Source organism: Saccharomonospora iraqiensis subsp. paurometabolica YIM 90007, assembly GCF_000231035.2.
In the GTDB taxonomy this organism is placed as follows: Bacteria; Actinomycetota; Actinomycetes; order Mycobacteriales; family Pseudonocardiaceae; genus Saccharomonospora; species Saccharomonospora paurometabolica.
Genome location: NZ_KI912247.1, coordinates 38,121 through 46,215, shown reverse-complemented (window position 1 = coordinate 46,215; position 8,095 = coordinate 38,121). Strand labels below are relative to the sequence as shown.

Genomic DNA, 8,095 nt, shown 5'->3' with positions numbered 1-8,095 from the left:
CCACGACCCCCCGCCGGGGGGCCCGGTCGGCCCCGGGGCGGCCCGTCCCCGGATTCGTCGCCCGTGGGCCACTGGGGGCCGCCCGATGCGGCGTCCTGCCCCGGCCATCGCGGTTCGTTGCCCGGCTCAGGGTCCGGCCGGTGGTTGTGTCCCCGGTCGCTCACTCATGACCTCCCAGATCGGCGCTCTGCCGGCACGCCGTTCCATGCGTCCGGCGAAAGTACGTGCGCCGCGACGCGCGGGTCCGGCCCGGTGCCGATACCCGCCGCCGCAAACGGCCCCCGTGCCCGTCGTGGGCGCGGAGGCCGCCGAGTTCGTCGGGGCCGTGGACCCTCGGGTCCATGCCGGCCGTGGACCCTCGGGTCCGTACCGGCGTGGCCGTCCCGTGTCGTGCTCACCGGCCTGCTGCCCTCCGGGAACGGGGTCGGGTTTCCCCGGTGCCGAGGACGTAGGAGAGCACCACGTGGTTCCACCCGCATCCGCGGCACACCTCGACCACGTACACGGTGAACTCGCCGAACAGTCCCGCCATCCGGTCCAGTTCCTCGGGCGAGCGTGCCGAGTTCGAGGCGTGCCGGAGCTCGTCGCCGAACACCCAGGACACCTCGTGCAGGCGGTCCCTGCGGCAGACCGGGCACGGGGAGGCGCTCGGCCTGCCGTGGAACTCGGCCGCCCGGAGCAGGTAGGGGTCGGCATCGCAGACGTCGAGCGTGCTGGCCCTGCCCGAGTGGTACTCGGCCAGGGCAGCACGACGCGCGAGCGCGTAATCGACGACCTGCCGCTGGTTCCGCACGCCAACAGAGTACGGGTAACCGCCTCCCCGATGCCCGCGTGTCGCGCAGGACGTGACGGGTCACCCATCCGACACGCCGAAATCCCGATAACTGTTCGGTGAAGTTCACACGTCCGAGCAATCACTCGGACGGTCTACCGCGTTACGTGTGCCACGTCGATGTATCGACGCGATATAATGACGCGGTATGTTGGAGTTCGGTTCGCGGACCGGGGCGGGGCGATGTCCGGAGTGGGCCGCCGCCCGGTCGGGCCCGAACCGACAACGCCGGTGGTGAGTCGTCGATTCCCGGAAGGGGGTGCACTGTGCTGGAGTTCGCGATCCTCGGGCTGCTGCACGAGGCCCCCATGCACGGGTACGTACTGCGCAAGCGTCTGCACGAGACGCTCGGTATGTTCCGCACCTTCTCGTACGGTTCCGTCTACCCGACCCTGCGCCGGATGCTGCGGGCCGGGCTGATCGCCGAGGAGGTGGCCGAACCCACCACCGGCTGGAACCGGCGGGCCAAGCGCGTCTACAAGCTCACGGCGGACGGCAAGGAGCGGTTCGCCGAGCTGGTCGCCGACGCGGGTCCGCAGACGTGGGACGACGAGGGTTTCGGCGTCCACCTCACCTTTTTCTCCAGGACACCGGCCGACGTCCGGATGCGCATCCTGGAGGGCAGGCGTCGCCGGGTCGAGGAACGCCGGGAAGGTCTCCGGGCAGCGTTGGCCAGGGCCGAGGAGAAGATCGACCGCTACACCCGCGAACTGCACCAGCTCGGGCTGGAGACCAGTGAGCGGGAGGTGCGCTGGCTCAACGAGCTGATCGCGCACGAACAGGCCGAGCAACGAGGGCAGCAGTCCTGACGGGGAGCGGTTCGCGCCCGGCTCGGCGGGAGCCGAAGACGAGAGAACACGAGTAAGGAGAGACCGGCATGGGCGACAATCGCCGCGTGAGAGTGGCCATCGCGGGCGTCGGCAACTGCGCGGCGTCGCTTGTCCAGGGGGTGCACTACTACCGCGACACCGACCCGGCCGCGCGTATCCCCGGACTGATGCACGCGCAGTTCGGCGGATACCACGTGGGTGATGTGGAGTTCGTCGCCGCGTTCGACGTGGATGCCAAGAAGGTCGGACACGACCTGGCCGAGGCCGTTCTGGCCAGCGAGAACAACACCATCAAGATCTGCGACGTCCCGCCGCTCGGGGTCACCGTGCAGCGCGGGCCCACCCTCGACGGGCTCGGCCGCTTCTACCAGGAGACCATCCAGGAGGCCGACGACGAGCCGGTCGACGTCGTGGCGGCGCTGCGGGCGGCGGAGGTCGACGTCCTGGTGTCCTACCTGCCGGTCGGTTCCACCGACGCCTCGGAGTTCTACGCGCGGGCCGCCCTGGAGGCCGGCGTCGCCTTCGTCAACGCGATCCCGGTGTTCATCGCCTCGGAGCCGGAGTGGGCCGCGAAGTTCGAGCAGGCGGGTGTGCCGATCGTCGGCGACGACATCAAGTCGCAGGTCGGGGCCACGATCACGCACCGGGTGCTCGCGAAGCTCTTCGAGGACCGCGGTGTCCAGCTCGACCGCACCATGCAGCTCAACGTGGGCGGCAACATGGACTTCAAGAACATGAAGGAGCTGGAGCGGCTGGAGTCGAAGAAGATCTCCAAGACCCAGTCGGTGACCTCGCAGATCGAGCGCGACCTCGGCAAGGGCAACGTCCACGTCGGCCCCTCCGACTACGTGCAGTGGCTGGACGACCGCAAGTGGGCGTACGTGCGCCTGGAGGGTCGCGCCTTCGGTGACGTGCCGCTCAACATGGAGTACAAGCTCGAGGTGTGGGACTCGCCGAACTCGGCGGGCATCATCATCGACGCGGTGCGCGCCGCGAAGATCGCCAAGGACCGGGGGATCGGCGGGCCGCTGTTGTCGGCGTCGTCGTACTTCATGAAGTCCCCGCCGGTGCAGTACGACGACTCCACCGCCCGCGACTCGGTGGAGCGTTTCATCGCGGGCGAGATCGAGCGCTGAGCCGGTTCCCCGCGCGCCCCGAAGGCCCCTTCGCCTCCCTTTCCCGTCCGGGTCGGGTGGTGCGGGGGCTTTTCGCGCGTCGGTCCGGGAGCCCGCGTTCGGCAGGTTGCCCGGGCGTGTTCCGCCCGTGTTCACCGTTCGTACGGGAATCACTCGATCCCTCGCCGTAGCGTCGCCGCGCTGCCATGCTCGAACAGCGATGCTGCCGGAGTGATCTGGAGGACGGGTGTCCACGGAACCGAGACGGCCGGAACGGCTGCTGCCCCTGACGACCTCGCGGCATTCCGCGCGGTCGGTGACCACGTGTCTGTACCGGTGTGGGAATGCGTGTGCGCATCCGGCCCCGAACCGGTCGGACAACCCCTACTTCGCCGACGTCGCCACCGAACTGTCCCGGCGTGGGGCGCTGCGTGCCGGCGCGGTACTGGGCGCGGCGGCCGCCGGGTTCGCCGCCCTGTCGGGCGCCGCGTCGGCCACGGACGGGTCGGCCACGGACGGGTCGGCACGGAACCCGGGGCGGGGCGAGGGCGGCAGGCCCGGTCCGGTACCCGGCACCGACTTCGATCCCGTCGCCCCGAACACCGCCGACGCCGTCGTGGTCCCGTCCGGGTATGACCAGCAGGTCGTCATCCGTTGGGGTGATCCGGTGCTGCCCGGTGCGCCCGCGTTCGACGCGGGGGCGCAGACGGCCGAGGCCCAGGCGCGCCAACTCGGCTACAACAACGACTTCGTCGGATTGATCCCGCGGGACGCCTCCGGTCGGCACAACCTGCTCGTGGTCAATCACGAGTACACCACCGAGACGGAGATGTTCCCCTCGGGGCAGTACGACCCGGACGCGCCGACGGAGGAGCAGGTGCGGATCGGCTGGGCCGCGCACGGCATGTCGGTGCTCACGGCCCGGCGGGACCCGGAGGGCGGCCTGCGGGTGGAGACCGGTCGGCACAACCGCCGCGTCACCGTCGAGACCGGGTTCGCGGTGCGCGGCCCCGCGGCGGGCTCGGAATACCTGCGCACCGCGGCCGATCCGGAGGGACGACTGGTCCGGGGCACGCTGAACAACTGCGCGGGCGGGGTCACCCCGTGGGGCACCGTGCTCTCCGGCGAGGAGAACTTCCACCAGTACTTCGCCCACGCCGACACGGTCACCGACCCGGTCGCCGCCGAGCGGCTGCGACGGTACGGCCTCACCGGTGGGGAGAGCACCCGCAAGTGGGAGCGGTTCGACCGCCGGTTCGACGTCTCCGCCGAGCCCAACGAGGTCCACCGGTTCGGCTGGGTCGTCGAGATCGACCCGCACGACCCGCACTCCACCCCGATCAAGCACACCGCGCTGGGACGGTTCAAGCACGAGGGCGCGACGATCTCGATCGCCCCCGACGGACGGGTGGTGGCCTACTCGGGGGATGACGAACGCTTCGAGTACGTCTACAAGTTCGTCTCGGACGGTCGGTACAAGCCCGGCCGCAGCGCCCACGCGCGCAGGCACAACTCGGCCCTGCTCGACGAGGGCACCCTCTACGTGGCCCGGTTCACCGGGGACAGCCCGGCACACGAGATCGACGGCAGCGGGGCCCTGCCCTCCGACGGCGAGTTCGACGGCCGGGGCGAGTGGATCCCGTTGGCCTCCGGTGCCGAGTCGTTCGTCCCCGGCTTCACCGCCGAGGAGGTCTACGTCTTCACCCGGCAGGTCGCCGACGCCGTGGGCGCCACCAAGATGGACCGTCCGGAGGACGTGGAGCCCGACCCGGTGACCGGCCGGGTGTACGCCGCGCTGACCAACAACAGCGACCGCGGGGCGTCCGGAAGCCCCGGGGTGGACGAGGCCAATCCGCGCACCGGAAACCGCAACGGGCACGTCCTGGAATGGGCCGAGGACGGCGACGATTCCACCGGCACGGCGTTCTCCTGGCGGTTGCTGCTGGTCTGCGGGGATCCGGAGGCGGCCGACACCTACTTCGGCGGGTTCGACAAGAGCCTGGTCAGCCCCGTCTCCTGTCCGGACAACCTGGCGTTCGATCCGTACGGGAACCTGTGGGTCTCCACCGACGGCAACGCGCTCGGGTCGAACGACGGCCTGTTCGCGGTGCCGGTCTCCGGCGCGGAACGGGGCCGGGTCCGGCAGTTCCTCACGGTGCCGGTCGGCGCCGAGACCTGTGGCCCGGTGATCACCGATGACCTCGTGCTGGTGGCCGTGCAGCACCCGGGTGAGGGCGGGGCGGACTCGCACTGGCCCGACGGCGGTGACGCGCTGCCGCGACCCGCGCTCGTCGCGGTGTGGAAGTCCGGGCGGGGCCGCGCGGGTCGGATCGGGATCCGCTGACCCGGCCTCCTCCACCCGCGTCCGGGGACGGCGGTGTGCGTGCCGTCCCCGGACGCGGTCTACGGTTGCGGTATGGCTGACGGCAGGACCGGACTCGCACTCGTGACCGGCGCGTCCCGGGGGATCGGCGCGGCGGTGGCCCGTGCACTGGCACCCACCCACCGGTTGTTGCTCGGGGGGCGGGATGCCGACGCTCTCGAACGGCTCGCCGCCGAGCTGCCGGACGCGCGGCCGTGGCCGGTGGATCTCACCGACGACGCCGCGCTGGCGGAGGCCACGTCGTCGCTGGATCAGCTGGACGTGCTGGTTCACTCGGCCGGGGTCGCCGGACTGGGCACCGTGGCGGAGTCGCCCGCCGCGGTGTGGCGGCACAACCTCGAGGTGAACACGGTCGCGGTGGTCGAGCTGACCCGGCTGTTGCTGCCCGCGCTGCGGTCCGCCCGCGGACACGTGGTGTTCCTCAACTCCGGCCAGGGGTTGTCCGCGCGGGCCGGCTGGGGGCCGTACGCGGCGAGCAAGTTCGCGCTGCGCGCCTATGCCGACGTGCTGCGGGCCGAGGAGGAGATCCGGGGCCTGCGCGTGACCACCGTCTACCCGGGGCGCACCGACACGGAGATGCAGGAGGCCGTGATCGCGCACGAGGGCGGCGAGTACACCCCGGAGAGCTATCTGCGCCCGGAGTCGGTCGCGGCGGCCGTGCACGCCGCCGTGACGGCGGGCCCGGACGCGCACCTGACCGAGCTGACCCTCCGCCCCCGTCCCCGCTGACCCCTCACCGGCTCCCCGGCAGCGCCGTCCCCGCACCTCGCGGGGGCGGCGCTTTTTCGTGTTCTCCGACTGCTGCGACTTGACCTCCTCACCCCTACGGTGACATGGTTACCCACATGACTAATGAACCAGCGAGGCACGAGGTGCTCGGACGGGGGCGGTGATGGACGACGGCAGGCCGCTGTTCCAGCAGATCGCCGAGCAGATCGAGGACTCGATCATCGACGGCTCGCTGGAGGAGGAGACCAGGGCTCCGTCGACGAACGAGCTCGCCGCCTTCCACCGGATCAACCCGGCCACGGCGGCGAACGGCATCAACAAGCTGGTGACCGAGGGGTCGCTCTACAAGAGAAGGGGGGTCGGCATGTTCGTCGCGACCGGGGCACGGGAGCGGTTGCTCGAACGCCGCCGTACCGCGTTCGGGGAGACGTTCATCGCTCCACTGCTGGCGGAGGCACACCGGCTCGGCATGGACGCCGACGACCTGAAGAAGATGATCGACGTCTGGAGGGACGACGCATGAGCGTGGCCACCATGCGGGGGGTGACCAGGCGCTACGGCGACACCACGGCCGTGGCCGACGTCTCCTTCGAACTGGCTGAGAACCGCATCCACGGCCTGCTCGGCCGCAACGGTGCGGGCAAGAGCACCGCCATGCGGCTGCTGACCGGGCAGGAACGGCAGACCGACGGGGCGATCGAGGTCTTCGGGGCGAACCCGTACGAGAACGCCGCCGTGCTCGACCGGGTCTGCTTCATCAGGGAGTCGTTGAAATACCCCGACTCGTTCAAGGTCCGGCACGCCTTCGCCGCGGCGGGACTGCGGTTCCCGCACTGGGACGCGGACTTCGCGGCCGAGCTGGCCGACGAGTTCGGTCTCCCGCTCCGCAAGCGGATCAAGAAGCTCTCCCGCGGTCAGACCTCGGCGGTGGGCATCATCATCGGGCTGGCGGCACGCGCGCCGTTGACCCTGTTCGACGAGCCCTACCTCGGCCTGGACGCGGTGGCGCGGCAGCGGTTCTACGACCGGCTGCTGGCCGACTACACCGAACACCCGCGCACGATCGTGCTGTCCACCCATCTGATCGACGAGGTCAGTGACCTGCTCGAACACGTCCTCGTGATCGACTCCGGGCGCATTCTCATGGACGAGGGCGCCGAGGACCTGCGGTCCCGGGCGGTCACGGTGAGCGGGCCGCGCGACGCGGTCGAACGGTTCGCGGCCGGGCACACCGAACTGCACCGGGAGGAGCTCGGCGGGTTCCTCCGCCTCACCCTCTCCGGCGCCGTGCCCCGGCAGGGCACCGACAGCGTGAGCGTGGAACCGGTATCCCTGCAGCAGCTGGTGGTGCGCACGACCCAGCTCACCGACGGGGACCCGGTTCCGGCCGGCGCCACCAACGGGCACGACAACGGCAGGGAGGCCGGACGATGAACCGCATCGCACGACTGGTCCGCATCCAACTGGTCAACGCACCCGCCGTACTCGGCCTGCCGGTACTCATCCTGGCACTGGTCATCGCGGCCAACGTGCTGATCTTCGCCACCGTGCAGGGGGCCCGCGGGGGCGACGCCGCCGCGAACTCCACCGGGGCCCTCACCGCGATCTACGCCGTGATGTTGGTCGGGCATCTGCAGACGATGACGCAGATGTTCCCGTTCGCGGTGAGCCTGTCGGCCACCCGCCGGGACTTCTTCGGCGCCACCGTGCTGGTCGTGGGTGGGCAGTCGGTGCTCTACGGTGTGCTGCTGGCGGTGTTGGCCGTCGTGGAACGGGCCACCGACGGGTGGGGCGTGAACATGACCCTGGTGACCCTGCCCCTCTTCGAGCAGGAGGGGCCCCTGCGACAGGTTCTGGCCTACGCCGCGCCCTTCCTGCTGGTGTCCTTCCTCGGCATCTGGTTCGGCATCGTGTTCCAGCGGTGGAAGCAATTGGGCGTCTGGACGCTGGGCATCTCGTTCGGCGTGGTGGCCGTCGGTTTCGCCGCGGTGGTGAACCGGCTCGACGCCTGGTCGGCCGTCGGGGAGTTCTTCACGAGCCAGCCCACTCTGATGTGGCAGGCCGGGTATCCGCTCCTGGCCTCGGTCGTGTTCGGCGCGGCCGCCTACCTCACGGCGCGACGCGCCGTGCCGTGAGGCGTGCGTGCGCCGGTCCCGGGGCGGGGGCGGGACCGGCGCACGCCGGACCTGAGACTCCAAGGCACACA

8 protein-coding genes are annotated in these 8,095 nt (G+C 70.8%); 7 read left to right on the top strand and 1 reads right to left on the bottom strand.

The annotated features are described in order from the left end of the window. Nucleotides 1-394: 394 nt before the first annotated feature. The gene (locus SACPADRAFT_RS0214465) at nucleotides 395-793 is read right to left on the bottom strand and encodes a DUF5318 family protein (RefSeq protein ID WP_007025582.1); all 399 of its coding nucleotides are present in this window, start codon (nucleotides 791-793) and stop codon (nucleotides 395-397) included. A 305-nt stretch (nucleotides 794-1,098) separates the two neighbouring features. Here SACPADRAFT_RS0214465 and SACPADRAFT_RS0214460 point away from each other — a divergent pair, with 305 nt between their 5' ends. The 7 genes from SACPADRAFT_RS0214460 to SACPADRAFT_RS0214430 all read left to right on the top strand — a co-directional run bounded on the left by SACPADRAFT_RS0214460 (nucleotide 1,099) and on the right by SACPADRAFT_RS0214430 (nucleotide 8,024). Then, nucleotides 1,099-1,641: a PadR family transcriptional regulator gene (locus SACPADRAFT_RS0214460; protein ID WP_007025581.1), complete on the top strand. Its 543-nt coding sequence runs from the start codon at nucleotides 1,099-1,101 to the stop codon at nucleotides 1,639-1,641. 68 nt (nucleotides 1,642-1,709) lie between these two features. After that, nucleotides 1,710-2,798 carry an inositol-3-phosphate synthase gene (locus tag SACPADRAFT_RS0214455; protein ID WP_007025580.1) on the top strand — a complete coding sequence of 363 codons (1,089 nt, stop codon included), beginning with the start codon at nucleotides 1,710-1,712 and terminating at the stop codon, nucleotides 2,796-2,798. A 226-nt stretch (nucleotides 2,799-3,024) separates the two neighbouring features. Next, on the top strand, nucleotides 3,025-5,121 hold the full coding sequence (locus tag SACPADRAFT_RS0214450; RefSeq protein ID WP_007025579.1) for a PhoX family protein: 2,097 nt from the start codon (nucleotides 3,025-3,027) through the stop codon (nucleotides 5,119-5,121). A gap of 72 nt (nucleotides 5,122-5,193) precedes the next feature. Beyond that, nucleotides 5,194-5,889, top strand: a complete 696-nt coding sequence (locus SACPADRAFT_RS0214445) for an SDR family oxidoreductase (protein WP_028662470.1) — start codon at nucleotides 5,194-5,196, stop codon at nucleotides 5,887-5,889. Nucleotides 5,890-6,052: 163 nt separating this feature from the next. Further along, entirely contained in the window at nucleotides 6,053-6,412 is a 360-nt protein-coding gene (locus tag SACPADRAFT_RS0214440; protein WP_007025577.1) for a GntR family transcriptional regulator, read from the top strand. After that, nucleotides 6,409-7,323 (top strand): ABC transporter ATP-binding protein, encoded by a 915-nt coding sequence (locus SACPADRAFT_RS0214435; RefSeq protein WP_007025576.1) that lies wholly within the window; start codon nucleotides 6,409-6,411, stop codon nucleotides 7,321-7,323. The genes SACPADRAFT_RS0214440 and SACPADRAFT_RS0214435 overlap by 4 nt, the downstream gene beginning before the upstream one ends. After that, nucleotides 7,320-8,024 (top strand): hypothetical protein, encoded by a 705-nt coding sequence (locus SACPADRAFT_RS0214430; RefSeq protein ID WP_007025575.1) that lies wholly within the window; start codon nucleotides 7,320-7,322, stop codon nucleotides 8,022-8,024. The genes SACPADRAFT_RS0214435 and SACPADRAFT_RS0214430 overlap by 4 nt, the downstream gene beginning before the upstream one ends. Nucleotides 8,025-8,095 lie beyond the last annotated feature (71 nt).